The organism is Synechococcus sp. CCAP 1479/9, from assembly GCF_019038535.1.
Classification (GTDB): domain Bacteria; phylum Cyanobacteriota; class Cyanobacteriia; order PCC-6307; family Cyanobiaceae; genus Cyanobium.
Genome location: NZ_JAFKRK010000005.1, coordinates 91,694 through 113,448, shown reverse-complemented (window position 1 = coordinate 113,448; position 21,755 = coordinate 91,694). Strand labels below are relative to the sequence as shown.

The following is a 21,755-nucleotide window of genomic DNA, read 5'->3' as shown; positions in this document are numbered from 1 at the left end:
ACTTACGCGGTGGGAGGGGGCGTCGGCCTGTTGCCTGGGAAGTACTTGTCCAGCAGGTCCTGCTTCATCAACAGTTCATTGGGCTGGAAGCACTCGGCCAGGGTGGTCCAGGCCAGGTCCAGGGCCTCCTCCAGGGGGATATCCACGTTGATGTCCATGAACCTGGCCTTGAACAGCCCTCCGAATCGGATCAGCCGCTGGTCGTACTCGGACAGCTCGAAGGCCATGGCCTGCTTCTGCTCCGCATCCCGTGCCCCCGAGTAGAGGCGGATGCAGGTGTTCATGATCTGGTTGTGGTCCTCGCGGGTGACCTTGCCGATCACGTTCTGCTTGAGGCGGGACAGGGAGCCGAAAGGATCGAGGACGCCGTCATGCAGATAGAACTGCCCTTCGGTGATGTAACCCGTGTTGTCCGGCACGGGGTGGGTGATGTCATCCCCGGGCATGGTGGTGACCGTGAGCAGGGTCACCGATCCGCCCTTGGCATAGTCGGCCGCTTTCTCGTAACGGCGGGCCAGCTGGGAATAGAGATCACCCGGATAGCCCCGGTTGGCCGGGACCTGATCCATGGCGATGCTGATCTCCTTGAGGGCATCGGCGAAGGAGGTCATGTCGGTGAGCAGCACCAAAACCCGCTTGCCCTCTTCCACGGCGAACCGTTCGGCCACCGCCAGGGCCATGTCCGGAATCAACAGACGCTCAACGATCGGATCAGAGGCCAGGTTGACGAACATCACCGTACGGGCGAAGACGCCGGCATCCTCGAAGGTTGTCCGGAAGGCATAGTAATCGTCGAAGATCAGCCCCAGGCCGCCGAACACGACCACATCGGCGTCGGCCTGGATCCCGATGCGGGCCATAAAGGCGTTGAAAGGCTCCCCCGACACCGAGAAGATCGGAATCTTCTGGCTCTCCACCAGACAGTTGAAGACGTCGATCATCGGCACGTTGGTGCGGATCATCTTGGAGGCCAGAATCCGGCACATCGGGTTGACGGAAGGACCTCCGATCGGGACCTTGGGATCCTCCTCAAGGCCAGGCCCCCCATCGATCGGCTCACCGGTGCCCCGAAACACCCGCCCGAGGATGTTGCCGGAGTAGGTGGCCTGCATCGGATGGCCGAGGAAATGCACCGCCGAGTCGGTGGCCACCCCCTTGGTACCGCGGAACACCTGCAGCGACACGGAATCCTGCTTCAGGGCGATCACCTGGGCCAGGGAGGAAGTGCCATTGCGGTTCTGCACCACGGCCAGATCGTTGAACCGGGGCGCCCCTTCGCGGTGGGTGGCGTCGGCCGGCACCTCGACCCGGAGAATATCGCCGATGATCTCCAGAATCTTCGAATAACTGACCAGAGAGGCGGGCATGGGCTGTCGACCGAAGAATCAGGGAAAGGGCCGTCAGAACGCCGGTCTGTTCTCCGCCTTCAGTGTAATCAGCGACCCTGAAAAACCATCGGGATAAGGTTTGTTCTTCACGGCTGACGGCACCACACACCGTGGCTAGGGTGATGGATCGGGCCTGGCAGATCGCTGTCTGTTTGCGGATGGGATGTGAATGGTCCGCGAATGGTTTACGAATGATGGCGACCGGATCCGGGACCGCATGCAGACGACTTAACACTGGAAACGAGGCAAGGAGAGAAGGGAATGGAGAAACAGGACTTCCTCGAGCGCGCCAGAACATTCGCCAGGCCCTTCCGGATTGAGGATGGGAAGGATTTCCATCTCAAGATCTTTGATCCCGGCGATACGTTGCATCTGGATCAGGAAGACAAACCCCGCGCCCAGGAGGCACTCTCCATGGGCGTGCAGATGCTGGCGCACTTCCAGGATCTTCTCTATGCCCAGGATCGCTACGCCCTGCTGCTGATCTTCCAGGCGATGGATGCGGCGGGCAAGGACGGCACCATCAAGCATGTGATGAGCGGGGTCAATCCCCAGGGATGCCAGGTGACCTCCTTCAAGGCGCCTTCATCGGTGGATCTGGATCATGATTTCCTGTGGCGATCCAACAATGCCCTGCCTGAACGGGGCCGGATCGGCATCTTCAACCGCAGCTATTACGAAGAAACGCTGGTGGTCCGGGTGCATCCGGAGATGCTGGCCCGACAGACGCTTCCGGCGGAGCGCATCACCAAGAGCATCTGGGACGAGCGTTTTCAGGACATCAGGAACTACGAAACCTACCTCAGCAACAATGGCATCATCGTCCGGAAGTTCTTCCTGAACGTCTCAAGGAAGGAGCAGCGCAAGCGCTTCCTCGCGCGCCTCGACCGCCCCGAGAAGAACTGGAAGTTCTCCGCCAACGACATCAAGGAACGGGCCTTCTGGGATGACTACATGGATGCCTACAACGAAACCATCCGGCACACCGCCAGCCGTCACGCCCCCTGGTATGTGGTGCCCGCCGACAACAAGTGGTTCACCCGCATCGCGGTGGCGGCCGCGATCATCGAAACCCTCGATTCCCTGCACCTGCGTTATCCCGAGGTGAGCCCGGAAGCCCGCGCCCAGCTGGATGCGGCCCGGGCCATCCTGGAGAAGGACTGAGCGCGCCCCGCCACCCGCGGCCCCGGGAGCCTCAGCCCCCGATCAGGGTCTCCAGGGCTGCCGTCACGTCGTCCTGGCGCATCAGCGCCTCCCCCACCAGCACCGCATCGGCGCCGGCGCCGACGGCCCGATCCAGATCCTCCCGGCTGAACAGGCCCGATTCGCTCACCAGCAGGGCACCCCGGGCACGCACCTGCTCGCCGAAGCGTTCCATCAGTTGTTCGGTGGTGGCCAGATCCACCGTGAAGCTGGCCAGATCGCGGTTGTTGATGCCGATCAGGTTCACACCCTCCAGCTGCAGCACCCGCTCCATCTCGGCCGCGTCGTGCACCTCCACCAGCACCGCCAGCCCCAGGCCCCGGGCCACCTTGAGCAGATAGGCCAGATCCTGGTCGGTGAGGATCGCCGCGATCAGCAGGGCCGCGTCGGCCCCGGCGGCCCGGGCCTGGAACAGCTGGTAGGGGGTGAGGATGAAGTCCTTGCAGAGCAGGGGGAGTTCCACCGCCTCCCGCACCGCCACCAGCACCTCGAAGCCCCCCTGGAAGAAGCGCTTGTCGGTGAGCACCGACAGGCAGCTGGCCCCGCCGTCCCGGTAGCCCCGGGCGATGGCGACCGGGTCGAAGTCCTCCCGGATCACCCCCTTGCTGGGGCTGGCCTTCTTGATCTCGGCAATCACCGCCGGTTTGCGGCAGCTGGCCCGCAGGGCCACCAGAAAATCCCGGGTGGGGGGCAGGTCGGCCACCTGCTGCTTGAGGGACTCCAGGCTCACCCGTTCCCGGGCGGCTGTCACTTCCCTGTCCTTTTCCCAGACGATCTCCTCGAGGATGTGGCGGGGGCTCTCCTCGGGATGGGGGGTGCCGAATTCCAGGTGGGCCACCCGCACCGAGGGGTTGGGGGGCCGGCGACGGATCTCCATCTCAGGCACCCACCGCCGTGGCCAGGCTGGCGGCGGCCTGCTTGTAGGCCACTTCCACCACCTCGCTCAGCGTGGGGTGGGTATGCACCTCACTGGCCAGCTGCCGGACCCCCTGGCGCCGGGCCACCGCATTGGCGATCTCCTGGATCAGGTCGGCGGCATGGAGGCCGTAGATGTGGGCCCCGAGCACCTCGCCGGTGTCCTTGCGGAACAGCAGCTTCAGCAGGCCGTCGCTCTCCAGTTCGGCCAGGGCCTTGGAGTTGGCCTTGAAATAGCTGCGCACAGCTCCCAGCTCGAAGCCCTCGGCGGCGGCCAGCTCCTTGGCATCGGCTTCCGACAGCCCCACCGAGCTGATCTCCGGGTGGGTGAAGGTGGCGGCGGGGATCGAGCGGTAATCGATGCGGCGGGCGTGGCCGAGGATGTTCTCGATCGCCACCGTGCCCTGGGCAGCGGCGGTATGGGCCAGCATCATTTTTCCGGTCACATCACCGACGGCCCACAGGTGGGGCACCGGCGCGCCATTCGCGAGCACCCGCAGGCCGTCGTCGACGGGGATGAAGCCCCGGTTGGTCTCCACCCCCACGCTGGCCAGGTTGAGGTCCTTGCTCACCGGCACCCGGCCGGTGGCCACCAGCACCGCATCCACCTCCAGCGTCTCCACCGGTTCGCGGGTGGCCATGTCCACCAGTTCGATCTTCACCGGGCAGCCGGGGGTGATCTTGCTGGCCAGCACGCCGGAGCGGGCGTCGATGTCGCGGCCGTCGATCAGATGGCGGGCGGCGATCTTGGCGATGTCCGGATCAAAGGTGGGCATCACCCGGTCGAGCGCCTCGATCATCGTCACCTCACAGCCCAGGGCCGTGTAGACGTCGGCGAACTCCAGGCCGATGTAGCCGCTGCCGATGATCGTGATCCAGCGGGGCAGCCACTCCAGGTTGATGGCCTCATCGCTGGTGAACACGGTGCGGCCGTCGGTCTCGATGCCCGGCGGCACGAAGGGGTCGGAACCGGTGGCGATGATCACCTCCCGGGCCGCATACACCCGCTCCACACCGCTGGCCTCGCGCACCGCGACCCGCTGGGGCCCGTCGAGGCGTCCCTTGCCCCGCAGGATCGTGGCGCCGGCCCGCTCCAGGGTCTTGGTGAGGTTGGTGCGGATCGTGGCCACCAGCTGGGCGGCATGGTCGGCGATCTTCTGGCGCTCGAAGCGCACCGGCGCCGCATGGATGCCGAACCCCTTGAGGTGCTCGGCGTCGCCGAGCTCCCGCACCCGGCCGCTGGCCGCCAGCAGGGCCTTGGAGGGAACGCAGCCCCGGTTGACGCAGGTACCGCCCATGTCGCGGGATTCCACGATCGCCACCTTCAGGCCATGGTCGGCGCCGTGCTTGGCCGCATCGAAACCGCCATAACCGGCACCGATCACGATCACGTCGAAATCGAATCCGGAGGGAGGGGAGGCGGGTGCTGCGGTCACCGGACGGGGCTGCATGGGTAGCGGCATTCTCCCCTGTCAGGCCCCGGGCCGGCCGTGGGCCTGGCGGGGGCGCTCCAGCAGCAGCAAAGCGGCCGCGGCCGCCACATTCAGCGACTCCACCGCCGGGCTGTGGGGGATCGTCACCCGCCGGTCGGCCAGCCCGGCCAGCTCCGGCGCCAGACCCGCCCCCTCGTTGCCCAGCAGCAGGGCCGTGGGGCGGCACCAGTCCAGCTCCCAGTAGGGCTGGGCGGCATCCGCCGCCTCGGGCACCACCGCCGCCACCAGCTGCATGCCCCGCTCCCGGGCCGCGGCCAGGCGGCCAGGAAGATCGGTGGCCGCCATCCGCTCGATCGGCAGGGCCAGGGCCGCGCCGCTGGAGGCCCGCAGCACCTTGGGCTGCAGGGGGTCGGCCCCCTCCGCCAGCCACACCTGCTCCACCCCCGCCGCCAGCGCCGTGCGCAGCAGGGTGCCCAGGTTGCCCGGATCCTGGAGCCGGTCGAGGACCAGGACGAAATCGGGCGGCGTCGCCGCCGGGGCGGGCAGGTCGTCGGCCTCCAGGGTCAGCAGCACTCCGTCGGGGTGGCCGGTGGTGGCGGCGGCGGCCAGAACCTCCGGGCTGGCGATCCGCAGCCGGCCCGGATCCGGCAACCGCTCCAGCAGGGCGCCATGGCGCTCCAGCCAGTCGGTGGTGGCCAGCAGCTGCCGAGGCCGCAGGCCCAGCCCCAGGGCCTCCTGCAGCAGGTGGGTCCCCTCCAGCAGGATCAGCCCCTGCTCCTTGCGGCCACTGGGACGGTGCAGGCGCCGCAAGGCCTGGACGAGGGGATTGCGGACACTGCGGATCGGCTCGCTGCCCGGCTGCAGCCCGCGCTGATCAGGGGAGGGACCCGGGGATGTCAGATCGTCTTGCGGCGCCGGAGCTTGAGGTGATCGTGGATGACCAGGTCGTCGTCGCTGAGGTCGAGCCCCTTGAAGGCCGCCACCTCACCACGGATGCCCTCCGCCTTGAGGTTCGCCACCAGGCGGTCGATCACGATGTCCTCCACCTTGTTCTGGTCGTACTCGTCCGGAGTCAGACGCTCCAGAAACCGGCCGATGTTCGCGGCGACGACGTCGGAGGCGTTGGTGATCTTGAGGACAATCATAAAATAATGATGCGGATGGGGAGACTTGAACTCCCACGACATTGCTGCCACTAGTACCTGAAACTAGCGCGTCTACCAATTCCGCCACATCCGCGGGCGTTTAGCCGCCACGGAAGCCGCGGCGCTGAACGGAGCATAAATCATCACCGGCGACCCACCCCTCCAGACCCTGGCGGCAAGCGGGTGGCAAGACAGTTTGAGCGGCGACCCCCTAGACGACGGGATCATTCGTTGTCAAGATGCCCCCGAAATTGATACCAGGACTCCTGTCCATGACCGTATCCCCCATGCCTGTCAAGGCCATCGCCGGCACCAGGCTGGAGATCAGTGGTGGACGGCGTCTGGAAGGGGAAATCAGGGTCAGCGGCGCCAAGAATTCAGCCCTGGTGCTGATGGCCGCCTGCCTGCTCACCGAGGACGCGCTGCGGCTCAGCAACGTGCCTCCCCTGACCGACATCACGGCCATGGGGGAGATCCTCTCCGCCCTCGGGGTGCGGGTGCAGCGCGGTGGCGACGCGATCGTCCTCCACGGCGACCACATCACCACCGCCGCCCCGCCCTATGAGCTGGTCAACAGCCTGCGGGCCAGCTTCTTCTGCATCGGCCCCCTCCTGGCCCGCATGGGGATGGCCCAGGTGCCCCTGCCCGGCGGCTGTCAGATCGGCACCCGGCCGGTGGTGGAGCACGTCAAGGGGCTCAAGGCCCTCGGCGCCCAGGTCACCATCGAGCACGGTGTGGTCACCGCCGTGGTGCCGGGCCGCCAACGCCGCCTCACCGGCGGCCATATCCACCTCGACTGCCCCAGCGTCGGCGCCACCGAGACTCTGATGATGGCGGCGGCCCTCGCCGACGGCGAAACGGTCATCGACAACGCCGCCCAGGAGCCGGAGGTGATCGATCTGGCCCGGCTGCTGCTGGCCATGGGGGCCAAGGTGCGCGGCGCCGGCACCCCCACCATCACCATCGTCGGGGTGGACCGCCTGCACGGAGCCGACTACGCCGTCATCCCTGACCGCATCGAGGCCGGCACCTTCCTGCTGGCGGGCGCCATCACCCGCTCCCGGCTGCGGGTGTTCCCCGCCCTGCCCGAGCACCTGGGTGCCGTGATCACCAAGCTCGAGGAGGCGGGCTGCCGCATCGAGGCCGACGGCCAGGGCCTGATCCTCACCGCCAGCAAGGTGCGGGCCGTGGATCTGCGCACCCAGCCCTTCCCCGGCTTCCCCACCGACCTGCAGGCCCCGTTCATGGCCCTGCTGGCCACCGCCGAAGGCACCAGCATGGTGGTCGAGAACATCTTCGAGAACCGTCTCCAGCACGTGGCCGAGCTGCAGCGCATGGGCGCCTCGATCCGGATGCAGGGCAACACCGCCTGCGTCGAAGGGGTGGCCCGGCTCAGCGGCGCCCCGGTCCACGGCACCGACCTGCGCGCCTCCGCCGCCATGGTGCTCGCCGGCCTTGCCGCCGATGGCATCACCACCGTGCGGGGCCTGGAATACCTCGACCGGGGCTACGCCGATCTGGAGGGCAAGCTCAACGCCGCCGGCGCCTCGATCCGGAGGCTGCCCACCCCCGCCGCCTAGAGTCCTCCCTTCGGGAGCGTGCCGGAATTGGTAGACGGACTCGACTCAAAATCGAGCGCCTTCGGGCATGTGGGTTCGAGTCCCACCGCTCCCATCCAGCCGGTGATGGACACCTACGGGCGCTATCCCCTGTCTCTGACGCGTGGCCGCGGCGTCTGGCTCTGGGATGACCAGGGACGTCGCTATCTCGACATGGTGGCCGGCATCGCCGTCTGCACCCTGGGCCATAGCGATCCGGTGCTGCAGCGGCGGCTCTGCCGGCAGCTGGGCCGTCTTCAGCACGTCTCCAACCTCTACCGGATTCCGGAGCAGGAGGCCCTGGCCGCGGCCATCACCGCCCGCAGCTGCACCGACCGGGTCTTCTTCTGCAATTCCGGCGCCGAAGCCAACGAGGCCGCCATCAAGCTGGCCCGCAAGCACGGCCACCAGGTGCGCGGCATCGCCGATCCGCTGATCCTCACCGCCGAGGCCAGCTTCCACGGCCGCACCCTGGCGGCGGTGACCGCCACGGGCCAGCCCAAGTACCACCAGGGTTTCGAGCCCATGGTGTCGGGCTTCCGCTACTTCCCCTACAACGACACGGCCGCCTTCGAAGCGTTGCTGGCCTCCTGTGAAGCCGAGGGTCCCCGGGTGGCGGCCGTGCTGCTCGAACCGATCCAGGGCGAGGGCGGCGTCAACCCCGGCGATCCGGCCTTCTTCCGGCGCGTGCGGGAGCTCTGCGATGCCCACCGCATCCTGCTCATCTTCGACGAGGTGCAGATCGGCGTCGGCCGCAGTGGCCGCTGGTGGGGCTACGAACAGCTCGGGGTCGAGCCCGATGCCCTGACCATGGCCAAGGGCCTGGGTGGCGGCATCCCCATCGGCGCCCTGGCGGTGAAGACCGCGGCCGACCACTTCCGCCCCGGCGACCACGCCAGCACCTTCGGCGGCAACCCCTTCGCCTGCCGCGCCGGCCTCACGGTGATCGAGGAGATCGAACGGCGGGGCCTGCTGGAGAAGGTGAGCGCCAACGGAGCCCTGCTCCAGTCCCTGCTCCAGGAGCTGGTGGCCCGCCACCCCGAGCGGCTGGCCGGCGAGCGCGGCTGGGGTCTGCTGCGGGGCCTGGTGCTGCGCGAGGGCGGCCCCACGGCTGCGGAGATCGTCCAAGCCGCCATGGCGGAAAGCCTGCTGCTGGTGCCGGCCGGCCCCGGGGTGGTCCGGTTCGTGCCGCCGCTGGTGGTCAAGCCCCGCCAGCTGCGCAAGGCGGTGAAGCGCCTGGAGAAGGCTCTCCACAGCCTGGCCTGATCCGTCCCTGTCCGTGCCATCCCCGCTGCCCCCACCGGTCGACCTGGGCGACCTGCTCGAACCCTTCGCCCGCCGCGGGGTCGACCTGGGCCTGGAGCGGCTGGCCGGCGCCCTGGCCGAGGGGGGCCACCCGGAGAGGCGCTTCGCCGCCGCCCAGGTGGCCGGCACCAACGGCAAGGGCTCGATCTGCACCGTCCTGCACGCGATCCTGCGGGCCGCCGGCGTGCACGTGGGCACCTACCGCTCCCCCCACCTGGTGAGCTGGTGCGAGCGCATCCAGGTGGATGACGCCTGGATCACGCCCACCACCCTGCGGGACGACCTGGCTCGCTGGCAGCCCCTGGCCCGCCAGCACCGGCTCACCCCCTTCGAGCTGATCACGGCCGCGGCCTTCGATCACTTCGCCCGCGAGCGGGTGGATCTGGCGGTGCTGGAGGTGGGCCTGGGGGGACGGCTGGATGCCACCACCGTCCACCCCCACCGGCCGGTGATCGGCTTCGGGGCCATCGGCCTCGACCACCGCGAACACCTGGGCGACACCCTGGCCGCCATCGCCGCCGAGAAGGCCGCCGTGATGGGACCGGGCTGCCTGGCCTTCAGCTGCGCCCAGGAACCCGAGGCCCGCCGGGTGCTGGAGGCGGAGGCCCGCCGCCGCGGCGCCAGCCTGCAATGGCTCGACCCCCTGCCCGCCGTGGCCGACGGCGGGCCCCGCCTGGGCCTGGCGGGGGACCTGCAGCGCCACAACGGCGCCGTAGCGGTGGCCATGGCCCGGGCCCTGACCGCCCCGGGCGGTCCACTGGCCGGCACGCCCCTGGACGCGGCGACGATCCGTGCCGGCCTGGAAGCGGCCCGCTGGCCCGGGCGGCTGGAGCGGCACCGCTGGCGGGGACGCGAGCTGCTGATCGACGGGGCCCACAATCCCCCGGCGGCGGCGACCCTGCGCCGCGAACTCGACCGGCTCGACGAGGGCATGGAGGGGGCCCGGCCGCGCCGCTGGCTGCTGGGCATCCAGCGCCACAAGGAGGGGGCGGTGATGCTGGAGCAGCTGCTGCGCCCCGGTGATCGGGCGGCGGTGGTGGCGGTGCCGGAGCACGCCAGCTGGACCCTGGAGGAGCTGGCCGCCGCCTGTCCGGGGAAGGCCGATCAGCTGGAGCCGGCCGCCAGCCTGGCCGCGGGACTGGACAGCCTGCTGCCAGGCGGGCCGCTGCCGGTGGTGGCCGGTTCCCTGTTCCTGCTGGGGGCCGTGCTGCCCCTGTTCGATGCCCTTGAGGCTGACGAAGTCCCCGGGGCGGGCCAGCCTGGAGGGATCCCCGGCAGCCACGGTCCATGACGACGGCCATCGGATCCGATGCCCCCCGGCCCGCGGGCAGCCCCCGTCGGGGGGGCCTGCGGCTGGCCGGCCCGCTGCTGGTCCTGCTGCTGGGTCTGCTGCTGCTGGCCCCCTCCGGCGCCCTGGCCGACTTCCAGGACCGGGTCGACTACACCCTCACCAACCAGAGCGGCAAGGACTTCAGCGGCCAGCAGCTGGCCGGCAGCTCCTTCGCCGGGGCCACGGCCCGCCAGGCCCGCTTCAGGGACGCGGATCTGCACGGGGCGATCCTCACCCAGGCCGCCTTTCCCGAGGCCGATTTCCACGGCGCCGATCTCAGCGACGCCCTGATGGACAAGGTGGACATGAGCGGCACCGACCTCACCGGCGCGGTGCTGCGCGGAGCCATCGCCTCCGGCAGCAACTTCACCGGCGCCACGGTCACCGATGCGGACTTCACCGATGCCCTACTCGACCGGGTGGACCAACGCAACCTCTGCCGGGAGGCCCGGGGCACCAACCCGGTGACCGGCGCCGACACCCGCCTGAGCCTGGACTGCACCTGAGGCCGCCGCCGAGGCGCCCCTAGCCCGTCCAGCCGCGCAGTTTGCCGGGGTTCATCAGTCCGGCCGGATCGTTGGCGGCCTTGGCCGCCACCTGATCGGCATCCACCACCCCGAGCCCGCCATCCTCGACGGTGATCACGTGGGGATCGAAGGGCACTGCCCCCAGCGCGCGGCACTGGGCGACGAGTTCGGCCAGGGCCTCGGGCCCCTGCCAGCGCACCAGGGGCAGGGCCGTCAGCCGGGGCGCCCCCATGTGGCGCACGCCCTCCAGGTGCCAGAGCACGTTGGTGCCCCAGCGCTCGCGCACGGCCTCCAGCAGGGGCGCCTCCGGCCGGGGCAGCAGCAGCTGGAGGTAGGTCCAGTCCGGCGCCTGGGCCCGCCAGTGCAGGGTGGTGTGGTTCCAGGTGAGCTCCCCCAGGGGCAGGCCCCGCCCCCGCCCCGGCTCGGGCCGGCGGCCCTGCCAGAGGATCCGGCCGCCCCGGGCCGCCAGCCAGCCAGGCAGGGGCTCCAGGCTGTCGGGGGCGGCGTGCAGCAGCAGCCGGTGCTCGCCGGAACCGGCGGCGGGGCAGCCGGCGGGCCAGGGCATGGCCGCCGCCACCGGGGCCTCCAGCAGGCAGAGGGCGTTGAGCAGCAGGGCGGTGGTGGGCAGAAGCCGGGACGCCTCCAGGGCCTCCTCCCAGCGGTCGAACCCCACCACCAGCTGCTCCCAGGCCACCGATTCGGTGGTGGCCATCCGCAGGGCGGTGATGATCCCGTTGGTGCCGTAGGCGTGGTTGAGAGGCGCACTGGCGGCGGCGTCGAGCCGCAGCAGCCGCGGCTCGGCCTCCAGCGTCACCACCTCCAGCCCCAGCAGGTGGCCCGGGTCGCGCAGGAAGCCCCAGCGCAGGGACCCCAGGCCGCCCGATCCGCCGGCGATGAAGCCCCCGAGGGTGGCGCTGCGGTAGGTGCTGGGCGCCATCCGCAGGGCCCGGCCATGGGGCAGGAGCTGGCCATCCAGATGGGCCAGGATGCAGCCGGACTCCGCCTCGATCACGCCGCTGGCCGGGTCCACCGACCGCAGCCGGTTGAGGCCCCCCATGTCGAGCACCAGGCCTCCGGCCAGGGGCACGCACTGGCCGTAGTTGCCGGTGCCGGCGCCCCGCACGGTCAGGGGCACCCGGTGGCGGGCACAGGCCCCGGCCACCGCCATCACCTGCTCCAGCCGCTCCACCTTCACCGCCAGCTGGGCCCGGCGGCCCTTGAGCAGCGGCTCCAGCACGGGGGAATAGTCGTGGAAGTCGGCCGAGAGCCGGCCCAGCTCCGCAGGGGCGAGGATCGGCGTCAGGCCCACCGGGCTGGCACCCAGTTCGGCCGCCAGGGCCCGGATCCGTTCCGCATCGGCCAGGGCGGGGAGCGGTCCCGGGAAGGTGGTGTCAGGCATGGCAGGCGGCCAGGGATGGGGAGGGTTCCTCGCAGGGGGGCGGCTCCAGCCAGCGGCCGGCCCGCAGCACCCGCCGCCGGGGGAGACGGGCCAGCAGCTCGGTCCAGGAGGTGGCCCCCAGCACGAGGAGATCGGCCGGGGCGCCCTCCCGCAGAACCCCGTCCCACTCCAGGCCCAGCAGGTGGGCCGCCGCGGTGCTGAAGGGGCTCAGCCCGAGGCGGCGCCAGGGCATCAGGTGGCTGGCGGCCAGGCTGAAACGCAGCAGGGCGATGGGATCGAAATCCCCCCCCGGAAACCAGGGATCCTGGACATTGTCGGCGCCCACCGCCACGGTCACCCCGGCCTCCTGCAGCTGGCGGATCGGGGCCTGGGGCCGCAGGGACGGGGTGCGGCGCTGGTGTTTGCCCAGCAGCCAGAGATTGGTGGTGGGCAGGGCCACCACCCCCACCGCCGCGTCCGCCATCGCCTCCGCCAGGCGGCGGCAGGGGCGGTCGGCCAGCAGGCCCATGCTGCTGGCGTGGCTGCAGGTGAGGGGCACGTTGATGCGGTGGTGCAGCAGCAGGTCGCTCACCAGGGCCACGCCCCGGCCATGCTCCTCAGCGCTCTCATCGACGTGCAGATCCACCCCGCAGCCGAGGCGCTCCGCCAGCCGCAGCAGGGCCAGCAGGCCGGCGCGGTCGGCCGGGGTGGAGCGGAAGGGGGCGCCGAGCACCCCCCCCAGCAGGCCGCCGCGGGCGGCGACCCAGGCGGCGAACGCCTCCCCCTCGGCCGTGCGCCAGTGGCCCACCGGCACCAGGGCCACCAGCTGCAGCTCCACCTGGCCGCGCCAGCGATCACGCAGCTCCAGCAGCACCTCCCAGCTCGGAGTGGCCCAGGGGCCGAGGCTGTCGATGTGGCTGCGGATCGCCCGCAGGCCGTAGCGCCAGGCCCGCTCCAGGGCCCGCTCCCCCCGCCGGCGCACCGCCTCCGCCTGGCGGTCGGCCGCCTCCCGGCCGTTCGCCGCCATGGCGCCCGTCATCGTGCCCTCGGGATTGGGGAACGCCTCGCCGCTGAAGGCCTTGTCGAGGTGGGCGTGGGGCTCCACCAGCGGCGTCAGCGCCAGGGGCGCCGGCGCACCGCCCTCCCCATCGCCGCCGCAGCCAGGGGCCAGCCCGTGGATGGCCCGGATCCGTCCATCGCCATGCTCCAGCTGCACCGTCACAAGACCCTGGTCGTCCGCGGCCGGGAGGGGGCAACGGGGGTCGAGCAGGAGCCTGGGGATCCGCATCGGTGGCAAGTGGCCGGGCGGAAGGGGCCGATGGCCAGGCGGGGGGGGCACCCCGCTCACGGCATCGGGCTCCCCGGCGCGCTCTCGCCGGCGCTGAGCAGCACGAAATGGCCGGCCACCCCCAGGGTGACGGCGTCGTAACGGGGAATGCTCCAGTTGGGCAGCACCTTCTCGCCGCCCAGGCGGGTGCCGTAGATGCTCAGCAGGCCGAAGTTGTAACGGCGTGAGTTCTCCCGGGCCAGGCGACCCAGCACCTTGCGCTGGGATCGCACCAGCTCCGGACAGTTCTGGATCAGCAACCGGGCCAGCAGCGGCAGCCCCTCGTTGCGGCACAGCTCCTCGCTGGCCAGTTCGGTGAGCTTCTCGGCGGCGAATTCCTCGAAGGCCGCCGGGCCGGGATTGGTGACGGCAAGGCCGATCAGCCCCCCCGCGGCGGCGGTGAGGCCCAGGAGGCCGGAGACGGTGCGGGTGGCGGTGGTCGGCGGTGGCAAGAGGTGGGGGCCGGCAGGCTCGCTTGATACATTGGCAAAGACCGCGGCGGGCGTCGCCAAGTGGTTAAGGCAGTGGCTTGTGGCGCCACCATTCGGGGGTTCGAGTCCCCTCGCTCGCCCTTTAGGCCCGGCGCTTCGGCGTCGGGCTTCTTTCTTGGCTGAGCAGCAGCTCCAGCAGGGCCTCGCCGCCCTGCCGCACCGGATCGAGACAGGGCAGCCCCGTTTCGCTGGCCGTGGCCGCCAGCGCCGCCGCCGCCGAGGCCGCGTCGAGGTGGGCGGTGTTCAGGGCGATGGCGGCCACCCTGGGGGGCGGAGCCGATCCCGCCGGCCGGCCCAGGGCCGCCAGCGCCTCGACGGCGGCGATCACCTGGGACAGGGGGGGGAGGGGGCAATCCGCCAGCCGCTGGATCGTGCGCTGACCGGCGCGATGCACCAGCAACAGATCGGTGGGCTGGCTGCCGCGGATCAGGGGCAGGGTGGCGCTCGAGCCCGGGTGGCAGAGGGAGCCCTGCCCCTCGACCAGCACCAGGGTGTCCGGGCCGGCGTCCGCGGCGGCGGCCAGCACCGCGGCCTCCACGGCGCCGGCCGCGTAATCGATCCGCACGGCATCGAGGGCCACCCCCCCGCCGCTGATCAGGATGCCGGCCTGGCCGGTGCCGACAAAACGGGCATCGCGGCCACGGCGCCGGGCGGCGGCCAGCAGCTCCAGGCAGGCGCTCATCTTGCCCACCGACATGTCGGTGCCCACCGCCAGCAACCGGCGGCCCGGCAGCGCCGCGGCACGGCCGCAGCCGACGCTCAGGTCGGGGGGCTCCCGGCGCAGGTCCCAGATCCAGCGCCCCGGCCGCACCAGGGCCGCCAGCGACGGATCGTCCCCGAGGCGGCTGTGCAGACCGCTGGCCAGCGACAGCCCCGCCTCCAGGGCGGCCGCCACGTCGGGGCCCATGGCCGGCGGCAGCCGGCCGCCGGAGGGGGCCAGCCCCACCACCGCCACCTCCGGAGCGAAGGGAAGGGCCTCCGCCAGGGACCCCACCACCGGCACGGCCCGCCCGATCCCGGTGACCGCTCGCAGGTCGGCCCCCGGGTGGTCCGGATCCACCACCGCCACGATCGGGCCCTGGCGGTAGCGCAGCATCGCCAGGCCCGTCTTGCCGCTGAGGTTGTCCAGGCCCCCGTGCTGCAGCAGCACGATCGGGACGTCAGAGCCGAGCATGGAGCACCCCCAGGCCGGGGGCCGTCCCAGGCCGCAGCCGGTCCCCCTCCAGGGCGGGGCCGCTGAAGGGGTCGTCCACCAGGTTCAGGTGGCTGTCGAGGTCCGGCCAGCGCACCAGGGGCAGCAGCTGGGCAGCGGCCCCGTTGAGCAGGGCGCTGTCGGAGTAGCAACCGAGCATCACCCCGAGGCCCAGGCGCCCCGCGGCCCTGGCCATCAGCAGGGCCTCCGCCAGCCCGCCGCTCTTGAGCAGCTTGATGTTCACCCCATCGACGTAGGGCGCGAGGCGCACCAGGTCGGCCAGGTTCCAGCAGCTCTCGTCGGCCACCAGGGCGATGGGGCAATCCAGCTCCAGGGCGGCGAAGGCGGCGCAGTCGGCCTCCGGATCCTCCAGGGGGGCCAGGGGCTGCTCCACCAGCGCCACGCCCTGGGCGTCGAGCCAGCCCAGCATCGGCCGGGCCTGCTCCAGGCTCCAGCCGCCGTTGGCATCCACCTGCAGCTCGCAGGTCACCCCATGGCTCTGCTGGCGCCGCTCCAGCGCCTGGGCCACCGCCCGCACCAGGGCCCGGTCGTGGTCGAGGCCCTCGGGACTGCCGAGCTTGAGCTTGATGCGGCTGGCGGGCAGCTGCTGCCACCAGCGCTCCAGCCGCTCCAGCACCGCCGCCTCGCTGCCCAGGCCCAGGGTCACGCTGGTGGGGACGATCGCGCCGTCATCGAGGCCCCAGAGCCGCCACAGGGGCTGGCCCAGCCGCTGCCCCCACCAGTCGTGCAGGGCCAGATCGACGGCGCAGCGGGCCGGGGGCGACAGCGTCTCCAGCAGCGGGTCCAGGGCCTGGAACGGCTCGGGGGCGACGCTCTCGAGGGCCGGCAGGACGGCCTCCAGCTCGCCGGCCAGGTCATCGGTGCGGTAAGCCCTGTGGCCGGTGTCGAAGCCGCCGGTCTCGCCGCGGCCGGTGATGCCGTCGTGCTCGAGTTCCAGCAGCAGGTGCTCGACGGCGGCGGTGGTGCCCCGGCTGATGGCCAGGGGCACCGCCTTGGTGAGGGGAAAGCGGCTCAGGCGGCAGCGCATGCCAGAAAGGGGCCGGGAGGTTCACGCTGCCACAGCCGCCGCACTGACGCCGGCAGGGCGATAGCGGAAACTGGATCCCATGACAGCCACCGTTTCCGGCCCGCAGGCCGAGCAGGCGCCGTCGGCACGGCGCGGCAGCTACTGGATCACCACCTTCGGCTGCCAGATGAACAAGGCGGATTCCGAGCGCATGGCCGGCATCCTCGAAGCCATGGGCTACATCCCCGGCAGCGACGAGCACAGCGCCGATCTGGTGCTCTACAACACCTGCACGATCCGGGACAACGCCGAGCAGAAGGTCTACAGCTACCTGGGGCGGCAGGCCCAGCGCAAACGGGCCAACCCCGGCCTCACCCTGGTGGTGGCCGGCTGCGTGGCCCAGCAGGAGGGGGAGTCCCTGCTGCGGCGGGTGCCGGAGCTGGATCTGGTGATGGGTCCCCAGCACGCCAACCGGCTCGAGGCCCTGCTCACCCGGGTGGAGAGCGGCCAGCAGGTGGTGGCCACCGACGAGCACCACATCCTCGAGGACATCACCACCGCGCGGCGGGACAGCGCCGTCTGCGCCTGGGTGAACGTCATCTACGGCTGCAACGAGCACTGCACCTACTGCGTGGTGCCCTCCGTGCGCGGCCGGGAGCAATCACGCCTGCCCGAGGCGATCCGCCTGGAGATGGAGGGACTGGCGGCCCAGGGCTACCGGGAGGTGACCCTGCTGGGCCAGAACATCGACGCCTACGGCCGCGACCTGCCCGGCATCACCGCCGAGGGCCGGCGGGCCCACACCCTCACCGACCTGCTGCGGGCGGTGCACGACGTGCGGGGCCTCGAGCGCATCCGCTTCGCCACCAGCCACCCCCGCTACTTCACCGACCGGCTGATCGACGCCTGCGCCGACCTGCCCAAGGTGTGCGAGCACTTCCACATCCCCTTCCAGAGCGGTGACGACGACGTGCTGCGGGCCATGGCCCGGGGCTACACCGTGGAGCGCTACCGGCGGATCATCGAGCGCATCCGCCGGCGCCTCCCCGATGCGGCCATCAGCGCCGACGTGATCGTGGCCTTCCCCGGCGAAACCGACGCCCAGTTCCGCCGCACCCTGGCGCTGATCGAATCGATCGGCTTCGACCAGGTCAACACCGCCGCCTACTCGCCGCGGCCCGGCACCCCGGCGGCCGACTGGCCCGACCAGCTGCCGGAGGCCGTGAAGGTGGAACGGCTCCAGGAGCTCAACGTCCTGGTGGAGAGGGTGGCCGCGGAGCGCAGCGCCCGCTACCTGGGGCGGCGGGAGCAGGTGCTGGCCGAGGGGGTCAACCCCCGCGATCCGGGTCAGCTGATGGGCCGCACCCGCACCAACCGCCTCACCTTCTTCGCCGCCGACCCCGGCGATGGCCGCCCCTTCGCCCCCGGGGACCTGGTCGACGTGGAGATCGAGACGGTGCGGCCGTTCAGCCTCAGCGGCCGGCCCCTGGGCCGGAGCGGCATTCGCTGATACGTTTGGCCCTCTTTCCTGCGCCGATGGCCCCTACCCCCACCCGCGTCGGCCTGGTGTTCGGGGGAGCCTCCGGCGAACACGCCGTCTCGATCCGCTCGGCCCAGACCGTGCTGCGGGGGCTGCGCAGCGGGGCCAATGCCGAGCGCTACCGGGTCAGCAGTTTCTACATCGATCGCGGCGGCCGCTGGTGGCCCGACGCCGTGGCCACGGCGGTGCTCGAGCGGGGCGTGCCGGCCGAACCCGGCGATCTGCCGGGGCCGGCGGAGCCGGGGGGCTTCCGGGGCTTCCCCGACGGCGCCCTGGAGATCGCGGTGTGGTTCCCGGTGCTCCATGGCCCCAACGGGGAGGACGGCACGATCCAGGGACTGTTCACCCTGATGGGGGTGCCCTACGTGGGCTCCGGGGTGCTGGGATCGGCGCTGGGCATGGACAAGCAGGCCATGAAGGCCGCCTTCGCCGCCGCCGGCCTGCCCCAGGTGCCCTACGCCTGCGTCGCCGCCCATGAGCTGGCCGGCGCTCCGGAGGCCCTGCTGGATCGGCTGGAGAGCCAGCTCGGCTATCCCTGCTTCGTCAAGCCGGCTAACATGGGCTCCTCGGTGGGCATCAGCAAAGCCAGCGACAGGGCGAGCCTGCTGAAGGGCCTGGAGCTGGCGGCGGGCCTTGACCGGCGCCTGGTGGTGGAGCAGGGCGTCAAGGCCCGGGAGCTCGAGTGCGCCGTGCTGCGGCGCCACGGGGGCCCGGGCGACGGCTTCAGCGCCTCGGTGCTGGGGGAGATCCGCTTCGACGCCGACTGGTACGACTACGAGACGAAGTACAGCGAAGGCCACAGCCACACCGTCATCCCCGCGGCCGTGAGCGAGGCGGTGAGCGAGCAGGCCCGGGCGATGGCGCTGGCCGCCTGCCGGGCGGTGGACGCCGGGGGGCTGGCCCGGGTCGACTTCTTCTACGACGAGGCCACCGGCAGCCTCTGGCTGAACGAGATCAACACCCTGCCGGGCTTCACCAGCCAGAGCATGTACCCCATGCTGTGGGAGGCCAGTGGATGTCCACTCCCCGACCTGGTGCACCAATTGGTGCTGGGCGCGGGAGGATCGGAGCTTCGGATGAACATGGAAGGAACGGCGCCATGATCCATGGCCTGCTGTGGCTGCCCCTGCTGGCGGCCTTCGTGCTCCTGGTGGCCCTCGGCTGGGTCGAGCGGCGGCGCCAGCAGCAGTTCCGCGACTGGGCGACCGGCGCCGAACTGGCCAAGCTGGACGGCTGCGGGGCCGCCCGGCTCGTCAACGGGGAGCTGACCTGGAGCAAGTTCGTGGCCGGCAGCTTCCAGCCGGTCGGACACTTCACCATCAAGCAGCTGGAAATGGTCGAGCTGCTCTCCCTCAGCTCCGGGGAGGCCCCCCTGACCGAGGAGAGCGAGGGGGCCTGCCGGCTGCGGCTGGTGGGGGGGGGGCAACAGGCGGAGCTGCCCTTCGCCGATGCCCGCCGGGCCCGCACCTGGATGGATGAACTCATGGCCCGCTCCCGCTGCGAGCTGTGAAGCAGGCCCCCTCGTCGCAGGGAGCGCCGCCGTCGCCTGGAGCGCCGTTGCCGCCAGGTGTGCTGCGCCGCAAGGAACTGCGCCGTCAACGCCGCAGCGAGCGGCTGCGCCAGCTGTGGCGGATCCTGGTCTTCAGCGGCATGTCCGTCGGCCTGGGCTACCTGCTGCTGCGACAGGGCTGGACCCTGCGGGAACCGAACCAGGTGGAGGTGCTCGGCAGCGCCGTGGTCAGCCGCGACCAGGTGATCGCGGCGGCGGGTCTGCGCTTCCCCCAGCCCCTGATGGCCCTGCAACCCCGCCTGGTGGCCAGCGACCTGATGGGGGCCCTGCCGGTGGAGCAGGTGAAGGTGAGCCGGCTGATGCTGCCGCCGCGGCTGCGGGTGGAGTTGAAGGACCGGGAGGCGGTGGCCCGGGCGGAGCGGCGCACCGACCGCGGCCCGGAGATGGGCTTCGTCGACGGTCTCGGCAACTGGATCAGCATCCGCCAGCACATGGGCATCCGCAGCCAGGGGGACCTCTCCCTGCTGGTCGTCGGCTGGAACGGCCGCCACCGGTCGGCCCTGGCCCAGGTGCTGAAGGAGCGGGACGTGCTGGGGCCCGGCCTGCGGGAGATCCGCTTCGAGCCGGACGGCAGCCTCTGGCTCAGCACCACCCAGCTGGGCCGGGTGCGCCTCGGCCCCCCGGACGCCCGGCTGTCCCGGCGGCTGGAGGTGGTCGCCCACCTCAGCCGCACCCTGCCGGCCACCATGAAGGGGGCCCCGCCCCAGCTGATCGATCTGACCGATCCGGAGCAGCCGGAGCTGAGCGTGGGCACCAGGGGGGGCAGCGGTCCCCCAGCCAGCCCCTCGCCGCCGCCTCGCCCCGGGCCCGCCGTCGCGGCGCCCCGTCCCGCTCCCGCCGGCACCCAATGAGGCCTGCGGTGAGCCCTGTCGGGGGCCCGGTGACCAGCCAGACAATCCTCACAGGCCGTTGCGCCCTGCTGAGATTCGGTCCAATGTGATCTATCGGCAACTTCAGCTGAGCTGGCCACCGACATAATGCAGCCGCAGATCAACGGCCACACTCCCCCTCCCGCGATGTCGCGCGATCAGGACCGCCCATACCACGTCGATCTTTCGTCCCCGCAGGAGCCCCACGCGATGAGCCAGATCTCGCCCAGCAGCAACGGGATCGTCCCGAGCCAGTCGGCCCGGATCGAGGTCATCGGCGTGGGGGGAGGCGGCAGCAACGCGGTCAACCGGATGATCGCCACCGACCTCAACGGGGTGGGCTACCGGGTGCTCAACACCGACGCCCAGGCCCTGCTGCAGTCGGCCGCGGGCCAGCGCATCCAGCTGGGCCAGAAGCTCACCAGGGGCCTCGGGGCCGGCGGCAACCCGGTGATCGGCCAGAAGGCGGCGGAGGAATCCCGGGCCGACCTGCAGCAGTCCCTTGAAGGCGCCGACCTCGTCTTCATCGCCGCCGGCATGGGCGGCGGCACCGGCACCGGCGCGGCGCCGATCGTGGCCGAGGTGGCCAAGGAGTGCGGCGCCCTCACCGTGGGCATCGTCACCAAACCCTTCGGCTTCGAGGGCCGCAAGCGGCTGCGCCAGGCGGAGGAGGGCATTGCCCGCCTGGCCGAGCATGTCGACACCCTGATCATCATTCCCAACGACCGCCTGCGGGACGCCATCGCCGGCGCGCCGCTCCAGGAGGCCTTCCGCGCCGCCGACGATGTGCTGCGGATGGGCGTCAAGGGCATCACCGACATCATCACCAGGCCGGGGCTGGTCAACGTCGACTTCGCCGACATCCGCTCGGTGATGGCCGACGCCGGCACCGCCCTGCTGGGCATCGGTGTGGGCTCCGGTCGCTCACGGGCCATCGAGGCGGCCCAGGCCGCCATGAGCAGCCCGCTGCTGGAGTCGGCCCGCATCGACGGGGCCAACGGCTGCGTCATCAACATCAGCGGCGGCAAGGACATGACCCTGGAGGACATGACCACCGCCTCGGAAGTGATCTACGACGTGGTCGATCCCGACGCCAACATCATCGTGGGCGCGGTGGTGGACGAATCCCTGGAGGGGGAGATCCACGTCACCGTGATCGCCACCGGCTTCCAGAGCGGCGGCCACTACCGGCCGGAGCGCCCCGCCACCAGCTTCGCCGACACCCTCACCCACACACCCGAGGAGCGGGGGGCCATGATCCCGCCGTTCCTGATCAACCGCCAGAACCGGGTCGACTGAGCCGGGGCCTCATCCGGAGCTTCATCCGGGGGGTGTCGCTACGGGCCGTGATCGCGGCCCGTCAGAGTGATTGGAAGAGGGTGACCCGGAGTCCACGCCTGCCCTGAGCATCCCGTGTGGCTGCTCCCTTCCGGTCCTGACCAGATTTGGGCGTCAGAGCCGCGTGGGTCCGAGTCGGGTCGATGCTAGCAATGCCCCCTGCGACCCCTCGTGCCGTG

20 protein-coding genes, 3 tRNA genes and 1 other RNA gene are annotated in these 21,755 nt (G+C 71.2%); 12 read left to right on the top strand and 12 right to left on the bottom strand.

Annotated features, from left to right (window positions below):
• Positions 1-2: 2 nt before the first annotated feature.
• Positions 3-1,367 carry a V-type ATP synthase subunit B gene (locus KUG38_RS02145; protein ID WP_216918831.1) on the bottom strand — a complete coding sequence of 455 codons (1,365 nt, stop codon included), beginning with the start codon at positions 1,365-1,367 and terminating at the stop codon, positions 3-5.
• Between the two features lie 282 nt (positions 1,368-1,649).
• On the opposite strand from KUG38_RS02145, the gene KUG38_RS02140 reads away from it, so the two are divergent.
• Positions 1,650-2,552 (top strand): polyphosphate kinase 2 family protein, encoded by a 903-nt coding sequence (locus KUG38_RS02140; RefSeq protein ID WP_216918830.1) that lies wholly within the window; start codon positions 1,650-1,652, stop codon positions 2,550-2,552.
• A gap of 31 nt (positions 2,553-2,583) precedes the next feature.
• On the opposite strand, the gene trpC is transcribed toward KUG38_RS02140, so the two are convergent.
• From trpC to KUG38_RS02115, 5 genes are all read right to left on the bottom strand, one after another.
• Complete coding sequence (gene trpC / locus KUG38_RS02135; protein ID WP_216918829.1) at positions 2,584-3,468, bottom strand: indole-3-glycerol phosphate synthase TrpC; 885 nt, start codon at positions 3,466-3,468, stop codon at positions 2,584-2,586.
• A gap of 1 nt (position 3,469) precedes the next feature.
• A complete protein-coding gene (locus tag KUG38_RS02130; protein ID WP_216918828.1) occupies positions 3,470-4,957 on the bottom strand; it encodes a dihydrolipoyl dehydrogenase in 1,488 nt (495 codons plus the stop codon).
• A 21-nt stretch (positions 4,958-4,978) separates the two neighbouring features.
• Positions 4,979-5,803, bottom strand: coding sequence for a TrmH family RNA methyltransferase (locus KUG38_RS02125; RefSeq protein WP_216918905.1), 825 nt, complete (start codon positions 5,801-5,803; stop codon positions 4,979-4,981).
• A gap of 32 nt (positions 5,804-5,835) precedes the next feature.
• Positions 5,836-6,126: a DUF8653 family protein gene (locus tag KUG38_RS02120; protein ID WP_502690426.1), complete on the bottom strand. Its 291-nt coding sequence runs from the start codon at positions 6,124-6,126 to the stop codon at positions 5,836-5,838.
• Positions 6,095-6,178 (bottom strand) — tRNA-Leu (locus KUG38_RS02115). The genes KUG38_RS02120 and KUG38_RS02115 overlap by 32 nt, the downstream gene beginning before the upstream one ends.
• A 178-nt stretch (positions 6,179-6,356) precedes the next feature.
• Here KUG38_RS02115 and murA point away from each other — a divergent pair.
• The 5 genes from murA (at position 6,357) to KUG38_RS02090 (ending at position 10,823) form a co-directional block, all read left to right on the top strand.
• Positions 6,357-7,664, top strand: coding sequence for a UDP-N-acetylglucosamine 1-carboxyvinyltransferase (gene murA, locus KUG38_RS02110; protein ID WP_198960101.1), 1,308 nt, complete (start codon positions 6,357-6,359; stop codon positions 7,662-7,664).
• Between the two features lie 12 nt (positions 7,665-7,676).
• Positions 7,677-7,758, top strand: a tRNA-Leu gene (locus tag KUG38_RS02105).
• An 11-nt stretch (positions 7,759-7,769) separates the two neighbouring features.
• On the top strand, positions 7,770-8,948 hold the full coding sequence (locus KUG38_RS02100; RefSeq protein WP_216918827.1) for an aspartate aminotransferase family protein: 1,179 nt from the start codon (positions 7,770-7,772) through the stop codon (positions 8,946-8,948).
• A 13-nt stretch (positions 8,949-8,961) separates the two neighbouring features.
• Positions 8,962-10,278: a bifunctional folylpolyglutamate synthase/dihydrofolate synthase gene (locus KUG38_RS02095; RefSeq protein ID WP_216918826.1), complete on the top strand. Its 1,317-nt coding sequence runs from the start codon at positions 8,962-8,964 to the stop codon at positions 10,276-10,278.
• Positions 10,275-10,823 (top strand): pentapeptide repeat-containing protein, encoded by a 549-nt coding sequence (locus tag KUG38_RS02090; RefSeq protein ID WP_216918825.1) that lies wholly within the window; start codon positions 10,275-10,277, stop codon positions 10,821-10,823. Before KUG38_RS02095 ends, KUG38_RS02090 begins: the two co-directional genes overlap by 4 nt.
• A gap of 19 nt (positions 10,824-10,842) precedes the next feature.
• Here KUG38_RS02090 and KUG38_RS02085 read toward each other — a convergent pair whose 3' ends face one another.
• Genes KUG38_RS02085 through KUG38_RS02075 form a run of 3 tightly spaced genes read right to left on the bottom strand, consistent with a single transcriptional unit; the run spans position 10,843 to position 14,061 of the window.
• On the bottom strand, positions 10,843-12,243 hold the full coding sequence (locus tag KUG38_RS02085) for an FAD-binding oxidoreductase (protein WP_216918824.1): 1,401 nt from the start codon (positions 12,241-12,243) through the stop codon (positions 10,843-10,845).
• On the bottom strand, positions 12,236-13,510 hold the full coding sequence (locus KUG38_RS02080; RefSeq protein WP_216918823.1) for an amidohydrolase family protein: 1,275 nt from the start codon (positions 13,508-13,510) through the stop codon (positions 12,236-12,238). The genes KUG38_RS02085 and KUG38_RS02080 overlap by 8 nt, the downstream gene beginning before the upstream one ends.
• Positions 13,511-13,566: 56 nt before the next feature.
• A complete protein-coding gene (locus KUG38_RS02075) occupies positions 13,567-14,061 on the bottom strand; it encodes a DUF4359 domain-containing protein (protein ID WP_286195536.1) in 495 nt (164 codons plus the stop codon).
• On the opposite strand from KUG38_RS02075, the gene KUG38_RS02070 reads away from it, so the two are divergent.
• A tRNA-His gene (locus KUG38_RS02070) sits at positions 14,048-14,120 on the top strand. The two genes, KUG38_RS02075 and KUG38_RS02070, sit on opposite strands and share 14 nt — an antisense overlap.
• A gap of 2 nt (positions 14,121-14,122) precedes the next feature.
• Here KUG38_RS02070 and KUG38_RS02065 read toward each other — a convergent pair.
• Together KUG38_RS02065 and KUG38_RS02060 are read right to left on the bottom strand one after the other, a co-directional pair.
• Positions 14,123-15,214: a DUF1611 domain-containing protein gene (locus tag KUG38_RS02065; RefSeq protein WP_216918822.1), complete on the bottom strand. Its 1,092-nt coding sequence runs from the start codon at positions 15,212-15,214 to the stop codon at positions 14,123-14,125.
• Complete coding sequence (locus KUG38_RS02060) at positions 15,201-16,280, bottom strand: dipeptide epimerase (RefSeq protein WP_216918821.1); 1,080 nt, start codon at positions 16,278-16,280, stop codon at positions 15,201-15,203. The genes KUG38_RS02065 and KUG38_RS02060 overlap by 14 nt, the downstream gene beginning before the upstream one ends.
• Positions 16,281-16,359: 79 nt before the next feature.
• Here KUG38_RS02060 and miaB point away from each other — a divergent pair, with 79 nt between their 5' ends.
• The 5 genes from miaB to ftsZ all read left to right on the top strand — a co-directional run bounded on the left by miaB (position 16,360) and on the right by ftsZ (position 21,537).
• Complete coding sequence (gene miaB / locus KUG38_RS02055) at positions 16,360-17,769, top strand: tRNA (N6-isopentenyl adenosine(37)-C2)-methylthiotransferase MiaB (protein ID WP_216918820.1); 1,410 nt, start codon at positions 16,360-16,362, stop codon at positions 17,767-17,769.
• Between the two features lie 26 nt (positions 17,770-17,795).
• Positions 17,796-18,902: a D-alanine--D-alanine ligase family protein gene (locus tag KUG38_RS02050; RefSeq protein WP_216918819.1), complete on the top strand. Its 1,107-nt coding sequence runs from the start codon at positions 17,796-17,798 to the stop codon at positions 18,900-18,902.
• Positions 18,899-19,309, top strand: a complete 411-nt coding sequence (locus KUG38_RS02045) for a hypothetical protein (protein ID WP_216918818.1) — start codon at positions 18,899-18,901, stop codon at positions 19,307-19,309. The genes KUG38_RS02050 and KUG38_RS02045 overlap by 4 nt, the downstream gene beginning before the upstream one ends.
• Positions 19,310-19,356: 47 nt before the next feature.
• Complete coding sequence (locus KUG38_RS02040) at positions 19,357-20,220, top strand: cell division protein FtsQ/DivIB (protein ID WP_286195535.1); 864 nt, start codon at positions 19,357-19,359, stop codon at positions 20,218-20,220.
• 228 nt (positions 20,221-20,448) lie between these two features.
• Positions 20,449-21,537 (top strand): cell division protein FtsZ, encoded by a 1,089-nt coding sequence (gene ftsZ, locus KUG38_RS02035; RefSeq protein ID WP_216918816.1) that lies wholly within the window; start codon positions 20,449-20,451, stop codon positions 21,535-21,537.
• 79 nt (positions 21,538-21,616) lie between these two features.
• Here the strand turns inward: ftsZ and ffs are convergent.
• An RNA gene (gene ffs, locus KUG38_RS02030) (signal recognition particle sRNA small type) lies at positions 21,617-21,713 on the bottom strand.
• Between the last annotated feature and the right edge of the window lie 42 nt (positions 21,714-21,755).